Origin of the sequence: Nostoc sp., assembly GCF_041747015.1 — a bacterium.
Lineage (GTDB): Bacteria > Cyanobacteriota > Cyanobacteriia > Cyanobacteriales > Nostocaceae > Nostoc.
The window spans coordinates 1-14,924 of the sequence record NZ_JBGTFY010000378.1 but is presented as its reverse complement, the minus strand read 5'-3'; the positions used below and the strand labels follow the sequence as shown (position 1 = coordinate 14,924).

Genomic DNA, 14,924 nt, shown 5'->3' with positions numbered 1-14,924 from the left:
TCATACAGTAATGTTGCCAGTTCCGTTACACAGGCTTGGATTCGTTCTTGTCTATCTTGGCTCATGGTAGTTGATGCGCTCTTTTTATTTCCTCTTATATTCTTCCATATTTTGTATATCTTCCAAAAGTGGATGCTCCCGATGAGTCAAGCTACCTAATATTTGCTGACGTTTACTTTCATAAGCCTTTCTTCCTTCCCCAGTCCGCTTATTTTTTGGTGATAATATCTCAATCACTGTTACAACTTCTCCTGTTCCCACTTCTCGAACTTCTAGGTATGCTTCTCGCACTTCCTCTAGAATAGGAACGTTGACAGTTATCGGTTTTATAGGTGGTGCGGCGACTGCAATATTAGACGGTTCTTTTTCTGTGTTTGTTAAAGAACGTCCCACAAGCACATCAGGAATACCAACTAGAATAGAATTTTCATCTGTCATTTGATATACCCGTTTTTCAACCGCCACTCGATATTTTGGTCGGAGTTGGGGAGCGATCGCAATAATTAATCGACTGTGAACTTCAGTCCACAATTCAGGATTTTCTAGGTAGGGGTTCATCCCTGGAAACGGTGAATGCATAAGCTTGGCAAAACAAGATTCTTACTGTTTATCTTAGCAATCTGGGATGTTCTAAAATGAAATTTAGCATAAGCGATCGCAACGCCCAAAACAAAAAAAATCTGTAGAAACGCAATGTTTCACGTTTCTACATAATCTAGATAAATTAATTATCCAGGATCATAGCTTGTTGTCCTTGAGGCGAAGTTGCATAACCTAAAAATGTTTGAACTCCAGGGTTAGCAGGGTTTTTATAGACATAAAGCAGTTGCCGTTGGTAGGGATAACTACTTGCATCTGGAGTCAACCCATCGATCGCAATGGCTCGCACTGTTTGTTGATTGGCAACCTGAGCAAAAGTAGCGTAGCCTATACCATCAGTTCCTAAAGCTTGGAGTAGCGGAGTTGTGGCATCCCGTTGCAGGATTGTAATGTTTGGTGTTGTGCCAAAATTAGCTCCCTTCAGTACTGTTTCTTGAAATGCTTGATGCGTTCCACTAATTGCTGGTCGATTAATTACTCTGATAGTTCCACTATTACCACCGACAGCTGACCAGTTATTAATTTTACCCTGAAAAATATCTGCTGCTTGGGCGCTGGTTAATCCCTTATTAAAAGGATTTGCTTTGCTGATGACAAGAGCGATCGCATCTGTTGTCACAGACACCGCCACCAATCCCTGACTCTGCTCTTGTGCAGTCAAAGGTCGAGATACCGCCGCAATATCCGCTCTACCCGCTACCAGATCCGCGATCCCATTTTGAGAACCATTAGCACTAGTGACAATACTTGTACCCGGAAACTGCCTCTCAAAAGCTCTTTTAAGATTTTGGTTAATTGTCACCATGCTGGTAGAACCGTCTATTTTGACAGTAGTACCGCTTGGTACTGAATTTGGAAGAGGGAAAGCCGAATTACTAGCAGAGGTTGTGCTGCCTGGAGAGGTAACATTAGCTGGTACTGTGGATGCTGGTTCCCGCTTGAAAAAGAACCAGTAGCCACCACCCAGCAAAGCTAGAAATATCAAGATAAAAACAATTGGAGGCGGGCCGCTTTTCTGACTCATAAATGTTTACTCTGGTAGTTCCTTAGTGGTTGATCCATCTAACATCTGCAAGCGACGCGAAACTTCATCGTCTATAGTCATGCGTTCCATATCAGCCTGGAGCTTTTCAGCTGGGTTTTCAGACATTTCAGCTAAAGCGCCTGTCTTAAAATTGCGCCGCTCAACTGCATTTTTAGCTTTTTCAAAGTCACTTTTAGCCGATCCAATGTCAAATTCATTATTGACTTTGGCAATCATCGCTAGTGCTTCGTTCACTTCTGACATATCTTTCATATTCTGCATATCAGCTTTGTAGGCTTCTAGCTTCATCCGCTCTCGGTTCAGCTTATCTTTGGAAGCATTTACAGATGTCTCAGCTTGCTTGACCATTTCCTCCAATTTGGGCAAAATCTGCTCTGTCTGAATTGCCTTAGTCATCGCCATCCGCGCCGCGTCTTCGTTACCATTTTGCTGGGCAATATTTGCTTGCTGCTCCAAGGTTCGTAATTCTTTAACTTTTCCCTCGTATTTGTTCTTGGCTGTTTTATAAGAACCTTCTTGCATAGCAACGGCAACAGCCAGTTTTTGTACCGATTCTTGCATTGATTGCAGCGATTCTTCAGCGATCGCCACAGCCACTTTACCACCAGATTCCACCGGCATTCCCCATAGCCAATTCCAAGTACCAACTATAGTTCTTCCGGCTTTTTCACCCATTACCCAGTACATAACTTTTTTCATACAGCACACCTATCTCATTGAGAATGGTTTTGGTTAGATACAACTTCATTATGGTTCTCACTCTAATTACATTCACATCAAGTATTTTTATTTTTATGAAATGAATTAGCTAAGATTCCCGACTTATTAGATTCGCTTCGCTATCGAGCGTCGGGGCGACTACAACAGAAGGGCTTGACTGTCTACCATTCAATTATGAAATTTTTCTCTAGCAAGCGTAATAAAAATTTTTGAATATTTGTAACATCCACACGTAATAAGTGAATCAAAAATCAGTTAAACTCAAGCTGCAAAAGCTTTATTGTCTTTCAGTTAAGTAATTAATAGCCCCATAGCAGCTTGGAAGCAAAATCGTTGTGGATGAACAACTTAAAAAACTTATTACCGACGTATGCTGCTACCCAGACCCTAGTCCAGAGAGGCAGAAAGCTTTAAATAGACTGCTCATGGTGATTCAACAACTTCCTGGCATTTATCAGTCTGGGCATCAAGATTATTTAGAAGCCTTGAATCAAACTTGGGAATGGGTCAGCCGGAAAGTTTGTAAATTTGAAGTGCGTTCACGAAGTGACTCCGTTGGCGCAGCCTCTCCGATAGGAGAAGGAGTATCGCCTTCTTTCCAACAAAGCCTAGTAATCTGGATTAATGGCTATCTCAAGTGGCGCATTAAAGATTTATATACTCCAGATAGTAAATATACCATCAGTTTAGACAGACCCATCCGTAACTATGAGGGTGACGAAACCACCCTGCTAAATATCTTGCCAGACCGTCAGTCACCAAGTATTACCTTAGATTTGCTGGATATCAAGATTGCCCAAATCCAAGAAGTTGAGCGCCAGTGCCTTGGCGATCGCATCAGGCAATATATTCAGCAAGACGAAGAGGGTAAATTAACAGCTAGTCATCCTCGAAAAAATCCAGAATGCCATTGTCAGTTATTGGCAATGCGCTTACTTCTGGAACAACCACCTCATAAAATCGCTGATCTTGCTAGAGAGTTAAATATAAGCAATCAAACTCTTTACTCCCACTGGAAGAAAAATTGTCTTCCGTTGTTAAGAGAAATTGGAACGAATTTCGGATATGAGCAATGAGTAGTACACAACCAGATATTTTAAGCGTCCCTCTCCCCAAAAATGCCCACCGTTGGGCTGAAGAATTTGCCGCACAGCAAGATAGCCCCCAAAAGGGAAAACAAGTTTATCTGAACACTTTGGCTGTTTACGCCGTTCACAGCTACCTTAAATGGCTAAAGGTTGAGACGGCTTTGAATCAAGGCGATAGTTGGCATCGCGGTTTAAGGGCGATTTTTGATGTTGCTGATTTAGTGTTGCCGGGTGTTGGTAAGCTTGAATGTCGGCCAGTGTTACCGGGTGAGGTTGCTATAGTCTTGCCTCCAAGCATGACACCAGACCGCATTGGTTATGTAGGAGTTCAGTTTAGTCAGCAATTAGATTATATAGAATTGTTGGGATTTTCCCCAGCGATCGCCATGACTGAATCACCACAAATACTTCAAATAGCACAACTGCAATCCCTTGATGCTCTTATCGAAATTATACATAAGCGAACGTTATTAATAAATCTGCGTCAATGGGTTACGGGAATCTTCGAGCCAGATTGGCAACCGCCAGAGTTAGTGTTTGCTAGCAATTTGAGAAGTATTAGTACCATAACTCGCTCCTCAACTAACTCTATCAGTCGGGCGAAGGTGATTGACTTGGGAAGGCAAGTACTTTTGTTAGTGCAGTTAACTGCAACCAATAGTGAAGTTTTCGACATTCGCCTACGGGTTTATCCAGGTGATAATGCTATTCATCTACCAGCAAATTTACAACTGATTGTCTTTGATGCAGCGGGAAACATTGGCATGGAAGTGCAAGCAAGAAGCGCAGATGATTGGATGCAGCTAGAGTTTAGCTGCCAACACGAGGAAAAGTTCAGTGTCAAGATGGTGTTAGGAGAAACAAGTGTGATCGAAGAGTTTGTTGTTTAATGCAAACAAGAGGAGACAGCAATGGCGATCGTCAAGTTGAAACTCAGACGCAGTTCACCAGATGGATTTCTGGTAATTTTAACGGCGAAGAACTTGGATGAAGAAACAGAAGGATTTTTGCCTCCATTACCACCAAATTTAGAATCATCCTTTAATGAATGGCAGTCAGCCTATCGCCAAATCGAGGCTGTGCGTTCTTGTGCTACGTTCCGTCTTACACCTAAAAGTGTAACAATTTATTCCCACGCGGAACACACTCTCGCAGTGAAAGACGAGCTAAATCAATGGCTGAATACTTATGATAGCAGGTGGCGACCAATCCGGGATAGATTAATTGCGATCGCCCAACAATTGCATCAGTTAAATGAAGAGATTCGCGTCATAATTGATGCCAAAGATATCGACTTGCGCCGCCTCCCTTGGCAAGAATGGAATTTATTTGAAGAACACTATCCCAACGCTGAAGTTGCTCTTAGTGCGCCCAAAAGCTCGAATCAAAAGATAAATAAGCTAGTTCCTAAAAGTACAAAAACTAGAATTTTAGTTGCTGTTGGCAGGAGTGACGGCATTAATACAAAAGATGACTTAAAGGTAATTCAAGATTTAGAAACAGATGGGGTAGAAGTCCGCTGTCTAATTAAGCCTAGCCGCAAGGATTTGTGTGAAGCGCTTTGGGATGAGCAAGGCTACGATATTTTCGTTTTTACAGGGCATAGTGGAAGTCAAGAAGATGGGCAGATAGGGTGGATTGAACTTAACGATCAAGATATCTTAACTATTGAGGAATTTAAAGAAGCTTTAAAGCAAGCTATTGATAAAGGATTACAGTTAGCAATTTTTAATTCTTGTGATGGTTTAGGATTAGCTAACCAACTTGCACAACTACATTTGCCTCAAGTTATTGTGATGCGGGAACCAGTGCCAGATCCCATAGCAGTAGATTTCTTAAGGTACTTTTTCCAAGAATTTACTCATAATAATAAATCACTATTTAGTTCTGTTAAAAAAGCACGCAAACGCCTAGAACATTTTAAGTCTGATTACCCAGGTGCAATTTGGTTGCCAACAATTTGTATTGAAGCCAATGTTGAACCGTTAACTTGGCAAGGATTGCGCGAAATTTCCCCGCCAAGTCCAACTCCAATCAAGCCAAAAGATTCAATTCCTCAATCAAAGAAAAATATCAAGCCGTGGTTATTAATTGGTTTAATTGGTGTGGTTGTCAGTGGTGGTGCACTATATTTGGCTGGGAAAAAAGTCCACTCCGATTTGAGTTCCGTAACTACTCCCGAAGGAACATGGTTCTATGGTGGAAGCACATCTTGGGCACTGATTCGGCAATATGTAGATCCTGAAATTAAAAAAGCCCATCCGCAGTTTGAATTACGCTATACCGATGCAATTAATGCTACACCAGGTTCTGGTACGGGAATTCGGATGTTGTTGGAAGGACAACTAACCTTTTCTCAATCCTCCCGCCCAATCGCAGATAGAGAGTATCAACAAGCTCAACAACGGGGATTGAGTCTGAAACAAATCCCAGTGGCTTTGGAAGGATTAGCGATCGCTGTTCACCCCAGTTTACAAATTCCAGGGCTAACCATAGGACAAATTAAAGATATTTACACTGGTAAAATAACCAACTGGAATCAAGTTGGTGGGTCTAACCTTAAAATTACTGCTTACTCCCGTCGCCTTGATGATGGCGGCACTGTTGAGTTCTTAGTTAACAACATTCTCAATGGAGAAAAAATCGGAAGTAACATAATATACGTCTACGATACAACAGATGGGCTGAGAAAGTTAGCAAGCGATCGCGGTGGTATTTACTACGCTTCTGCTCCAGAAGTCGTCCCCCAATGTACAATTAAGGCATTGCCAATCGCCAAACAAGGAAACAGTTTTATAGCTCCTTACATAGAACCTTTGATTAAACCGGAGCAATGTCCGAATCAGCGGAATAAGTTAAATATCGATGCTTTCAAAACAGGTCAATATCCAATTACCCGCCAGATGTTTGTCATAGTCAAGCAGAATAATGGCGGCAGTTTAGAACAACAAGCAGGCGAGGCATACGCTAAGATGCTATTGACAACTCAGGGACAAAAACTGATGAATGAAGTTGGATTTGTGCGTATCCGTTGAGTGGCGATTCTAATAGCCTTGTAAGCGCGAAAATATTTTCTGTATGCCATAAAATTTTTATTGTAAAAAACAAACTTTTATTTTAAATATGAACGAAACACAAACTTGGTATATTGTCAAGAGTTCGGCTGGAAATTGCGAAATTGTTCCCAGCGACCAAGTTGGAGACGATAATTCCGAGATTATAGAACAGTGGGGGCCTTTTAGTTCACAAGGAGAAGCGATCGCTCGTCGTGTCGGACTTATTAGGACTGGGAAGTGCCAACCAGTTTAAGTTAAGAGTTAGGAGTTGACAATGATGGTTTTTATTCCTAACTCTTGTACAGACGCGATTAATCGCCTCTCTGCTGCTAACTTTATTTCAAACTCTTTATTTTTCTGCTGTGGCTGTGCGTTTAGCAGCAATTTGTTTACCTATCACTTCCACGGCTTTAGCAAATTGAGGGTCTGCTAGGGTAGCGAGTTTGTCACGTTCTTTGAGCCACAAGTTCTGTCGCTGGGCATCAGTCAACTCCACTTTCACATCTGGAGCAATACCATGCTTATTAATATCTGTATCATTGGGCGTATGGTATTTAGCAATTGTCACCGCTAATCCTGAGCCATCTTCTAGGGGACGCACCGATTGCACCAGCCCCTTACCAAAGGTTTGACTACCCACCAAAGTTGCACGTTTGTTGTCCTGCAACGCTCCTGAAAGGATTTCGCTGGCACTGGCTGAACCTTTATCTACTAATATTACCAACGGTTTAGTTGTTAGAGCGCGTCCGTTTGCCACTTCTCGCTCTCGCTCACCCTGGCGGTCAATGGTAGAAACAATTGTGCCTTTATTTAACCACATCCGGGCAATTTCTATACTGGAGAAGAGCAGTCCGCCTGGATTACCACGCAGATCAAGAATATATCCAGATACCTGCTTAGTTTCTAAATCTTTGATGGCAGTCTGCATTTCTTTACCAGCATTGGCGCTGAACTGATTCAGGCGAATGTAGCCAAGATTACCTGCTGGACTTTTCTTTTGTGAATATTTAACTGGATGGATTTCAATCCGCGCCCGTTTGATGTCAAACTTTTTAGTCTGACCGTTGCGCTGAATCATCAGGCTGACTTGCGTTCCTGCTTCACCTCGAATCAGGGATACTGCCTGATTGGTATCCATTCCCTTGGTATTTTTGCCGTCGATTTTGAGGATGACATCTTTAGCCAAAACACCAGCTTTAAAGGCTGGTGTATCTTCGATTGGTGCAATTACAACTAACTGCTTCGTTTTTTCATCCTGACTGATCGTGATGCCAATCCCTGTCAATTCTCCAGAGGTGTCCACTTGCATATTCTTGAATTCCTCTGGGTCCATAAACCGGGTGTATGGATCTTCTAGCTTTTTCAGCATTTCCCGAATGGACTTATACGCTTCCTGGGGATTACTGTAGGACTTGTTCAAGTACTCCTTACGAACAGCCTGCCAATCTACCTGATTAAAAGTACCGTCTACATATTGGCGCTGAACAATTTGCCAAACTTCATCCACCAATTCTTTGGGACTTGCTTTAAATAAAGCCTGGCCTCGTGAGTGAATGCCAAGGCTAGTAACAGCGATCATGGAGAGTGTCACTACCGTAGCACCCAAAACAAGCCTATTTTTTGTAATCACCATAATGACAGCTGTGTCAGAGGGAAAATATATAGTCAGTATGCTCAATCTAACACAGGCTACCACTGTAAAGACCGAGCATCTATTCCTAATTTCGATAAAATACTTGACAATCTGGCGGAGTGAGGAGTGGGGAATGGTTATTTTCTCCTTGTCTTTCTCATCTTCCCCTACTCCCTACTGCCCTAGCCCTTTCAAGGCTCTACCCAGCGTTCATCTGCTTTAATGAGGTTAATTAATTCCTCTACACCTTGATCTTCTGGGACTTTTTTAATTTCTTCTCGACCACGATATAAAGAAATGTAACCAGGTGTTTTGCCAACATAACCATAGTCGGCATCTGCCATTTCTCCTGGCCCATTTACAATACAACCCATAACTGCTATATCCAGACCAGTTAGGTGCTTAGTGGCTTCTCGAACTTTGTGTAGCACTTCCTCAAGGTTAAACAAAGTGCGTCCACAAGAAGGACAGGCGACATATTCCACCATCGTTTTTCGCAATCCCAAAGCTTGGAGAATGCTGTAGCAGACGGGAATTTCTTTTTCTGGTGCTTCTGTAAGTGAGACGCGAATTGTGTCGCCAATGCCATCAGCGAGTAACGTAGCAATACCAGCTGTGGATTTAATTCGCCCGTATTCGCCATCACCGGCTTCCGTAACGCCTAAATGTAGCGGATAATCCATACCCAGATCATCCATGCGCTTGGCCATGAGACGATAGGCGGCTAGCATCACTGGTACTCGTGAAGCTTTCATGGAAATAACCAAATTGTGGAAGTCTAAAGATTCACAGATGCGAATGAATTCTATAGCAGATTCCACCATTCCTTCGGGGGTGTCACCGTAGGTAAATAGCATCCTTTCAGCGAGAGAACCGTGATTTACGCCAATTCGCATCGATTTACCTTGATCTCGTAAAGAAACTACTAGAGGTTCTAGAGTTTCGCTGATTTTTTCACCAATTTCGTCAAATTCGGCTTTAGTATACTCAGTTCGATTGACGTTTGGCTTTTCAAACACATACAATCCCGGATTAATCCGCACTTTTTCTATGTGCTTGGCGACTTCCACAGCGATTTTCAGCCCATTGTGATGGACATCAGCCACAATTGGCACGTCTTGGTAAGTTTTAATTAATTTTTGTTTAATTTCTGCTAAAGCTTTAGCATGAGCCATACTCGGCACTGTAACACGGACAATTTCGCAGCCTATTTCGTGCAGACGACGAATACCAGCCACGGAACCATCTAAATCGAGAGTGTCTTCGTTAATCATCGACTGCACTACAACGGGGTAGCTACCGCCAATGATGACGTTTCCCACCTTTACAGGACGGGTTTTACGCCGCTTAAGAGTTGTATCAAAGGTAGGTTGATCTACCGTGGTGTTTGAAGTTGTAAGAGTTGGTAGAGTTTGCATAACCCTATTAGGTAAATTTGCTGTAGCTAAAATATCAGATTTGATAAATCTCTGTCTTTCAGATTGCCACAGCTAGTGGCTCTTTTGGGCGATTAGGTCGAAAAAAATGGAGAATGGTACAGCAGAAGAAATTAGAAGTGCTGAACGCAATTTTCTATGTTTTGGTAGAAGGAGTTAGATGGCGATGCCTTCGGCAACCCGAAGCGGGAACGCTACCAAGTGACTTTCCTGCTTGGCAAACAGTGTACACATATTTTCGCAACTGGAGTCAAGACGGGACGTGGTTGCACATTCACGATAGTTTGCGAGAGTGGACAAGAATCGAAATTGAGCGTCATCGCAGTCCATCAGAGGCAATCATTCGATAGTCAAAGTGTTAAAAGTGGGGCGGCAGTGAGTCAACAAGTAGGCTTTGATGCAGGTAAGAAAATTAAAGGACGCAAGCGATTTATGACGGTCGATACCGGGCGGGTTAGTCTTGCGGGTCTTGGTCACGTCTGCCAATGTCGGTGAGCGTGTTCGCGTTAGCGTCCTGTAGGGAAGGGGGCAAACAAGCTCTCAAACGAGTCAAACAGTCTCACCAGCAGGTATCTCGTTTGACAACCATTTGGGTGGATGGTGGCTTTGATGGTGAGCCGTTCATGCAGTGGGTGATGGACTTTTGCCGTTGGATTGTGCAGGTAGTTCTGCGACCTGAGCAAACCAATGGTTTTGTCTTACTCAAAAAACGTTGGGTGGTGGAGCGCACTTTTGGTTGGCTGATGGGGTGTCGGCGATTGGTCAGAGATTATGAATTATTGCCCGAAACATCAGAGACGTTTATCTACCTTGCCATGATCCGGATCATGGTGAGGCGATTGGCATAAATTTGACCACTCAAAACTTTTCAAATACGCTCTTAACTACCTACTTTGTTTTTGACTCGTGGCGGCATTTGATTTCTTTCATGCTAGATGAATTTGACCCCATCCGTCCAGCCAATTCCTCTTAGTGAGCCAAATTTAGAATTGCTGAGATCATAACCGTGAAAACCACCAATTATCGGCTTTGCAGCTTTGTTAAGAAAGATATGACTAATGGATAGGATCTGTACGCGGGGGTTGAAATTATGACGAACAGATCAGACCTAAAAAATTATTGGGCTAAGAAGTCAGATACTTTTAAAGAAAACAATCTCTTGTGGAAGCAGTATAACGTTTACACTGGCCTATTTAAGTTTGATAAACTAGTGTACATTTAACTTGCATAATTTTTGTCTAACTAAGCATGGATCGTCGTGAATTTATTGGCTGGGTTAGTGTCAGTGCTTTGGCAAATTTTCTGCTAGTAGTACTTACTGCTTGTAGTTCTGGTAAGGATAAGCCACAAGTCAAGCAGGAAAACCCAAAGATTAATAAGATTGTCCGGAAGGATGGATTTATAGTCCTCAGCAAGGTTCAAGCTTTAAGCGAGCAAGGTATAATTCTAGACAAACAAAATGCAGCAAAACCAATTCTGATCGTTCGTAACCCGGACAACATGAACCTTTCTGCTATCAATCCTACGTGTACCCATCAGGGTTGTCTCGTTGAGTGGAAAACAGCCACTAAGATTTTTGCTTGTCCCTGTCATGGGTCTAAGTTTAGTTCTGATGGCAAGATACTTACAGGTCCCGCCGAAAAACCTTTGGAAAGCTTTGAAGCCAAAGAAGAGGATGGCTTAGTTCTAGTGAAAGCGATCTGATGTTTCAGTGCCAAGTGTGCATATTCAGGAGACTTTAGGAGAATAATGATTTTTAAAAATAAGTTAATTGGACAGTTTTACCTTATTCTCATACTTTTTTTTTGCGGGGTAGTATTTATCTTTTGGTGGCAGGATTTTCGGCGAACACAGCAACCATTAATTGCACCTAGTGAATCGAAAGAAAATATTGCACTTAATGAACCAATCCAGCCAATTACGCTTCAGCTAGAACTTAATGAAAGCAAAGTGAAACTGGGGGATAAACTGTTTCACGAGCCTCGATTATCCAGCGATAATAAGGTTTCCTGTGCTAGCTGCCACAACTTGAATACGGGTGGCACAGACCGATTAGTACGTTCGATTGGAATTCAAAAGCAATTGGATTTTATTAATTCGCCAACAGTATTTAATAGTGGGTTTAATTTTAAGCAGTTTTGGGATGGAAGGGTTGAGACATTAGAAGCTCAAGCCGAGCAAGCAATATTGTCAGGGCGTTTAATGGGGAAAAAAAGTTGGTTAGAAGTTATTAATAAGCTCAAGCAATTTTCTAAATATAACTTCTGGTTTAGACAATTATACCCAGATGGGATTACCAGCGATAATATCAAGGATGCGATCGCTATGTTTGAACGCTCTCTGTATACTCCTAATTCGCGCTTCGATCAATTTCTAAACGGAAATCAAAACGCCATAACTGAAGAAGAAAAAGAAGGGTATCGTCGCTTTAAATCTTATGGCTGTGTTAGCTGCCATCAAGGTATGCTGCTAGGTGGTAATATGTTCCAAACCTTTGGACTACTTGGAGATTACTTTGGCGATCGCGGTAAAGTAACCAAAGCTGATTTGGGACGATTCAATGTCACAGGTGACAAGCATGATCGCTATGCTTTTAAGGTTCCCAGTTTGCGGAACATTGTTTTGACATCTCCCTATTTTCACGACGGCTCCGCTGAAACGCTCGAAGAAGCAATTAAGGTTATGGCTAAGTATCAGTTGGGTCGCCAACTTCCCCAAACAGATATCACTCTCATTATTAAATTCCTTAGAACCCTAACAGGAGAGTACCAGGGAAAGCCATTATGAAATATGTCCAATCGCAAAGAGTCTTCATTGTGTTGGCTGCCATTCTCGTCTTGGTTTTCCTGATAAGTAAAAGCCTGTCCCTTGATTTTAACCAACACCAGAGATACCGTAGCGCCATAGTCGAGTTGCAGGAAAAAGATGCCACTTTCAATCAAGATATCCTCAAATTTAGATATGAACTGTTCAACTCCTACGATTCACTCGTTAATAGTTTAAACGCACAAAAAATTATTCAACAACATCTGCAAGAACTTCCCAGTTTCATTGATGCAAGGGATCAGAGGCAAATCCAGAACATACTTGCAACTCAAGCAGAATTACTTAAGCAAAAAGAAAATTTGAGCGAACGATTTAAATCTCAGAATGCTACGCTGAAAAACTCTCTGCGTTACCTCCCGGAACTGATAGCTGAAATCAACGAAACAGTCTCTGATCAAAAATGGTTTTTCCCGTTAAAAACAGCTCTTAACAACCTACTGTACGATATTCTGCTCTACAATTTCACAGCTAATGAAGATATAAAACCACTTATTGAGGCACAGATAAAGAAGCTATCCCAGATTAAAGACCAGTATAAAGTTAGTGAGGAACAATTTTCAATCAAACTGACAATTTCTCACACTAGAATTATTCTCAATAACAAACCTCAAGTGGACGAACTGACTAATCAAATTCTAAATATTCCCATAGCACAATATGCCAAAACTTTAGAAACTGTTTATGATGATTTCTATCAAAAAGCAATTAAAACCGTCAATATTTATCTTCAGTTTGCTTACGGTTGGTTTTTAGTCCTGCTTAGTGGCATTTCCTATCTAATCATCAAGAAATTCTCTGAAGCTAACCATAAAATAACAGTCCTAAATGAACGCCTCAAAGTTGAAAATCTCAGCATGAGTGCAGAGCTAGAAATTACCCGCCGATTACAAAAAATGCTCCTACCCAAAGATCATGAACTCAGTGAGATTCCGGGACTGGAAATTGCTGGGTTTATGGAATCTGCTGATGCTGTTGGTGGCGACTACTACGACGTGCTAACTAACAATGGCGCTACCAAAATTGGCATTGGCGATATCACTGGACATGGATTTGAAAGTGGGGTGCTGATGCTAATGGTACAAACTGCTATTAGAACACTTCAGGAAAGTAATGAGACTGATCCAGTGAGATTTATGGATATACTCAACCGCACGATTTACAAGAACATCCAGCGCATGAATACCGATAAAAATCTGACGCTGTCGTTACTTGACTATCACCAAGGTAAACTCAGCATAAGCGGACAGCATGAAGAGATGGTGGTAGTACGAGCGTCAGGGGAAGTAGAACGGGTAGAGACAATGGAACTTGGTTTTCCAATTGGGCTGGACTGGGACATTGCTCAATTTATCGCCCAAACGCATGTGCAGTTGCACTCTGGAGATGTGGCAGTACTCTACACCGATGGTATTACAGAAGCGGAAGACATCAATGGAGTGCAATACGGTATGGAGCGGCTGTATAACGTGGTTAAGAACTACCGACAAAGAAGCGTCACCGAGATTAAAGAAGCAGTTATTCGGAATTTGCGGCAGCATATTGGTCAACAAAAGGTGTTTGATGACATCACTTTACTGGTACTCAAACAAAAATAGGCGAAGAGAGCAGGCAAAGAAGCCCGTCTAAGGCTTGAGAAATTAACGGGTGCAGACATCTTGTGCTTTGTGCTTTAATTCAGGATTTGCTCCGCAACCTTATTGAGTTCTTGAGTCCAAGGGTGTTCCGGGTATCGCAGGCAAAAAATATCACTACTAGCGAGTTCAACCATCTCTTCGCACAGGGGGAAGACACCAGCGACTGGTACGTTGTACGCTGCCTGTATTTTTTGGCGTAGGGCTTCAAAATCAAATTTTGTTAAAGCTTTGTTAACCACTAACAGCATTTTAGGAACCTCAAGTTCGCGAGCGATGTCAACAGCCACAGCTGTACCCTGGTAATCTTGGGTATCTGGACGCATAATTAGCACTAGTACATCAGACATAGCAATTGAGAGGAGAGTCTCTTCATTGATGCCGGGATGAGTGTCAATGAACAGGTAATCCAACTTCAGGCTATCGTTCAGTTCCCGGTAGCCATTATTGAGTAGCTCAACGTCATACCCATCATTTAATATTTGGGCGATTTCAGTCATCTTAATACTGCAAGGAACGAGGTAAAGAGCGCTATTGGGTGCAGTTGCCTGACCTTGTTCTACCTGTAGAATTTGGCTAACATCGTGAGCAGCCTCCTTAATCGCGCACTTACCCCACAAGTAGTCATTCAGGGTGTAACTTATCTTTTCTTCATCCAAGCCAAAAATGACATGCACCCCTGGGGATTGAATGTCAGTATCAATAATACCCACTCGATTCCCGTAACGGGCAATTGTTGTAGCTAAGTTACTGGACTTTGGACTAAAAGGCTAGAGAAAAGCAGTCAGCAGTAACACTGACTGCCGTAAAGTCAATGAAAGTAATCGATAAATCATTGACGCGATGATCCTGACACAACTAGAAAAATTCCGCCAAGCTATCTACGATA

Annotated in this window: 13 protein-coding genes and 2 pseudogenes; 9 read left to right on the top strand and 6 right to left on the bottom strand. The window is 42.2% G+C overall.

The features are described from left to right. Positions 1-141: 141 nt before the first annotated feature. From ACEW80_RS29895 to ACEW80_RS29885, 3 genes and pseudogenes are all read right to left on the bottom strand, one after another. Positions 142-579 (bottom strand): annotated as a pseudogene (locus ACEW80_RS29895) (DUF4058 family protein); the annotation flags it as partial. Positions 580-724: 145 nt separating this feature from the next. Then, complete coding sequence (locus ACEW80_RS29890) at positions 725-1,624, bottom strand: substrate-binding domain-containing protein (protein WP_373530082.1); 900 nt, start codon at positions 1,622-1,624, stop codon at positions 725-727. Between the two features lie 6 nt (positions 1,625-1,630). Then, the gene (locus ACEW80_RS29885) at positions 1,631-2,344 is read right to left on the bottom strand and encodes a PspA/IM30 family protein (protein WP_373530081.1); all 714 of its coding nucleotides are present in this window, start codon (positions 2,342-2,344) and stop codon (positions 1,631-1,633) included. 356 nt (positions 2,345-2,700) lie between these two features. Here ACEW80_RS29885 and ACEW80_RS29880 point away from each other — a divergent pair, with 356 nt between their 5' ends. The 4 genes from ACEW80_RS29880 to ACEW80_RS29865 all read left to right on the top strand — a co-directional run bounded on the left by ACEW80_RS29880 (position 2,701) and on the right by ACEW80_RS29865 (position 6,762). Next, positions 2,701-3,441, top strand: a complete 741-nt coding sequence (locus tag ACEW80_RS29880; protein ID WP_373530080.1) for a hypothetical protein — start codon at positions 2,701-2,703, stop codon at positions 3,439-3,441. Beyond that, entirely contained in the window at positions 3,438-4,343 is a 906-nt protein-coding gene (locus ACEW80_RS29875) for a DUF1822 family protein (protein ID WP_373530079.1), read from the top strand. Before ACEW80_RS29880 ends, ACEW80_RS29875 begins: the two co-directional genes overlap by 4 nt. Positions 4,344-4,364: 21 nt before the next feature. After that, complete coding sequence (locus ACEW80_RS29870; protein WP_373530078.1) at positions 4,365-6,488, top strand: substrate-binding domain-containing protein; 2,124 nt, start codon at positions 4,365-4,367, stop codon at positions 6,486-6,488. Positions 6,489-6,576: 88 nt separating this feature from the next. Continuing rightward, a complete protein-coding gene (locus tag ACEW80_RS29865) occupies positions 6,577-6,762 on the top strand; it encodes a DDE transposase family protein (protein ID WP_373530077.1) in 186 nt (61 codons plus the stop codon). Between the two features lie 96 nt (positions 6,763-6,858). Here ACEW80_RS29865 and ctpC read toward each other — a convergent pair whose 3' ends face one another. Together ctpC and ispG are read right to left on the bottom strand one after the other, a co-directional pair. After that, positions 6,859-8,142 carry a carboxyl-terminal processing protease CtpC gene (gene ctpC, locus ACEW80_RS29860; RefSeq protein ID WP_373530076.1) on the bottom strand — a complete coding sequence of 428 codons (1,284 nt, stop codon included), beginning with the start codon at positions 8,140-8,142 and terminating at the stop codon, positions 6,859-6,861. Between the two features lie 191 nt (positions 8,143-8,333). Further along, entirely contained in the window at positions 8,334-9,560 is a 1,227-nt protein-coding gene (gene ispG / locus ACEW80_RS29855) for a (E)-4-hydroxy-3-methylbut-2-enyl-diphosphate synthase (RefSeq protein ID WP_373530075.1), read from the bottom strand. A 113-nt stretch (positions 9,561-9,673) separates the two neighbouring features. Between ispG and ACEW80_RS29850 the strand changes: the two genes are divergently transcribed. The 5 genes from ACEW80_RS29850 to ACEW80_RS29830 all read left to right on the top strand — a co-directional run bounded on the left by ACEW80_RS29850 (position 9,674) and on the right by ACEW80_RS29830 (position 13,999). Beyond that, the gene (locus ACEW80_RS29850; protein ID WP_373530074.1) at positions 9,674-9,928 is read left to right on the top strand and encodes a transposase; all 255 of its coding nucleotides are present in this window, start codon (positions 9,674-9,676) and stop codon (positions 9,926-9,928) included. A gap of 135 nt (positions 9,929-10,063) precedes the next feature. Further along, the gene (locus ACEW80_RS29845; RefSeq protein WP_373530073.1) at positions 10,064-10,426 is read left to right on the top strand and encodes a transposase; all 363 of its coding nucleotides are present in this window, start codon (positions 10,064-10,066) and stop codon (positions 10,424-10,426) included. A gap of 400 nt (positions 10,427-10,826) precedes the next feature. Continuing rightward, positions 10,827-11,282, top strand: coding sequence for a ubiquinol-cytochrome c reductase iron-sulfur subunit (locus ACEW80_RS29840; RefSeq protein WP_373530072.1), 456 nt, complete (start codon positions 10,827-10,829; stop codon positions 11,280-11,282). Positions 11,283-11,327: 45 nt separating this feature from the next. Next, positions 11,328-12,365, top strand: coding sequence for a cytochrome-c peroxidase (locus ACEW80_RS29835; RefSeq protein WP_373530071.1), 1,038 nt, complete (start codon positions 11,328-11,330; stop codon positions 12,363-12,365). After that, positions 12,362-13,999 carry a DAHL domain-containing protein gene (locus tag ACEW80_RS29830; RefSeq protein WP_373530070.1) on the top strand — a complete coding sequence of 546 codons (1,638 nt, stop codon included), beginning with the start codon at positions 12,362-12,364 and terminating at the stop codon, positions 13,997-13,999. The genes ACEW80_RS29835 and ACEW80_RS29830 overlap by 4 nt, the downstream gene beginning before the upstream one ends. Before the next feature lie 74 nt (positions 14,000-14,073). On the opposite strand, the pseudogene ACEW80_RS29825 reads toward ACEW80_RS29830, so the two are convergent. Then, positions 14,074-14,790: pseudogene (locus tag ACEW80_RS29825) on the bottom strand (MinD/ParA family protein); the annotation flags it as partial. Positions 14,791-14,924: the final 134 nt, after the last annotated feature.

Coding starts and splice junctions, on each gene's coding strand:
- ACEW80_RS29890 (WP_373530082.1), bottom strand. CDS start 1,624: ATGAGTCAGAAAAGCGGCCCGCCTCCAATTGTTTTTATCTTGATATTT.
- ACEW80_RS29885 (WP_373530081.1), bottom strand. CDS start 2,344: ATGAAAAAAGTTATGTACTGGGTAATGGGTGAAAAAGCCGGAAGAACT.
- ACEW80_RS29875 (WP_373530079.1), top strand. CDS start 3,438: ATGAGTAGTACACAACCAGATATTTTAAGCGTCCCTCTCCCCAAAAAT.
- ACEW80_RS29870 (WP_373530078.1), top strand. CDS start 4,365: ATGGCGATCGTCAAGTTGAAACTCAGACGCAGTTCACCAGATGGATTT.
- ACEW80_RS29865 (WP_373530077.1), top strand. CDS start 6,577: ATGAACGAAACACAAACTTGGTATATTGTCAAGAGTTCGGCTGGAAAT.
- ctpC (WP_373530076.1), bottom strand. CDS start 8,142: ATGGTGATTACAAAAAATAGGCTTGTTTTGGGTGCTACGGTAGTGACA.
- ispG (WP_373530075.1), bottom strand. CDS start 9,560: ATGCAAACTCTACCAACTCTTACAACTTCAAACACCACGGTAGATCAA.
- ACEW80_RS29850 (WP_373530074.1), top strand. CDS start 9,674: ATGGTACAGCAGAAGAAATTAGAAGTGCTGAACGCAATTTTCTATGTT.
- ACEW80_RS29845 (WP_373530073.1), top strand. CDS start 10,064: ATGTCGGTGAGCGTGTTCGCGTTAGCGTCCTGTAGGGAAGGGGGCAAA.
- ACEW80_RS29840 (WP_373530072.1), top strand. CDS start 10,827: ATGGATCGTCGTGAATTTATTGGCTGGGTTAGTGTCAGTGCTTTGGCA.
- ACEW80_RS29835 (WP_373530071.1), top strand. CDS start 11,328: ATGATTTTTAAAAATAAGTTAATTGGACAGTTTTACCTTATTCTCATA.
- ACEW80_RS29830 (WP_373530070.1), top strand. CDS start 12,362: ATGAAATATGTCCAATCGCAAAGAGTCTTCATTGTGTTGGCTGCCATT.